Consider the following 1,598-nt stretch of genomic DNA (forward strand, 5'->3'; position numbering starts at 1 on the left):
ATGTACCAATACGATCAGTACGACCAGACCATCGTCGACGAGCGCGTCGCGCAGTACCGCGACCAGGTTCGCCGGCGCCTCTCGGGCGAATTGAGCGAAGAAGAGTTCCGCCCGCTGCGCCTGCAGAACGGCCTGTACATGCAGCGCCACGCGTACATGCACCGCATCGCGATTCCTTACGGCAACCTGCGCAGCGACCAGCTGCGCATGCTCGGCCACATCGCGCGCGTGCACGACCGCGGCTACGGCCACTTCTCGACGCGCTCGAACATCCAGTACAACTGGATCCAGCTCGAAGAAACACCCGAGATCCTCGAAAAACTCGCCTCGGTCCAGATGCACGGCATCCAGACCTCGGGCAACTGCATCCGCAACATCACGGCCGACCAGTTCGCGGGCGTGGCGCCCGACGAAGTCGTCGATCCGCGTCCGTGGGCCGAGATCCTGCGCCAGTGGTCCACGTTCCACCCGGAATTCGCCTGGCTGCCGCGCAAGTTCAAGATTGCGGTGTCCGGCTCGAAGGAGGACCGCGCAGCTGTGCAGATCCACGATCTGGGCGTTTATCTGGACCGCAACGCGCAGGGCGAGATCGTCGCGAGCATTCTGGCGGGCGGCGGCCTCGGGCGCACGCCGATCGTGGGCACCATCATCAGGCGCGATCTGCCCTGGCAGCATCTCTTGACCTACTGCGAAGCCGTGCTGCGCGTGTACAACCGCTACGGCCGGCGCGACAACCTGTACAAGGCACGCATCAAGATTCTCGTGAAGGCGCTTTCGCCGGCGAAGTTCGCGCAGCAGGTGGAAGAGGAGTGGCAGCACCTGAAGGACGGCCCCTCGACGCTCACGCAGGCCGAAGTGGAGCGCGTCTCGCAGTATTTCGCGCCGCCCGCGTATGAAAAGCTGCCCGACACCGATACGTCGTACGAGAAGCATCTGCTGGAAAACCGTGCGTTCGCGCGCTGGGTGGAGCGCAACGTGCGCCCGCACCGCGTGTCGGGCTACGCGTCGGTCACGATTTCGCTCAAGCCGCACGGCATCGCCCCGGGCGACGCCACGGACCGCCAGATGGAAGCCGTGGCCGACTGGGCGGACGAGTATTCGTTCGGCCAGATCCGCGTGTCGCACGAGCAGAACCTGATTCTCGCGGATGTGAAGAAGCGCGACCTGTTCGCGCTGTGGGAGAAGGCGAAGGCGCAAGGCTTCGCGACGGCGAACATCGGCCTCCTGACCGACATCATCGCGTGCCCGGGCGGGGACTTCTGCTCGCTCGCGAATGCGAAGTCGATTCCGATCGCGCTGGCGATCCAGGAGCGTTTCAACGACCTCGACTACGTCTACGACCTCGGCGATGTGTCGCTCAACATCTCGGGTTGCATGAACTCGTGCGGGCATCACCACGTGGGCAACATCGGCGTGCTGGGGGTGGATAAGGACGGTTCCGAGTGGTATCAGGTGTCGCTGGGCGGCGAGCAGGGCACGGGCGCCAACGGCGCGCGCCTGGGGCGCGTGATCGGCCCGTCGTTCTCGGCCGACGAGATGCCGGAGGTCGTGCAGAAGGTGATCGACACCTTCGTTGAGCAGCGCATCGACGGCGAGCG

Annotated in this window: 1 protein-coding gene; it reads left to right on the forward strand. The window is 65.1% G+C overall.

Annotated features, from left to right (window positions below):
• Positions 1 to 1,598: nitrite/sulfite reductase (locus U5760_RS31510; RefSeq protein ID WP_322016213.1), on the forward strand; the 1,598-nt coding region annotated here is incomplete at its 3' end.

Origin of the sequence: Paraburkholderia sp. J12, assembly GCF_905220215.1 — a bacterium.
Taxonomy (GTDB): Bacteria; Pseudomonadota; Gammaproteobacteria; order Burkholderiales; family Burkholderiaceae; genus Paraburkholderia.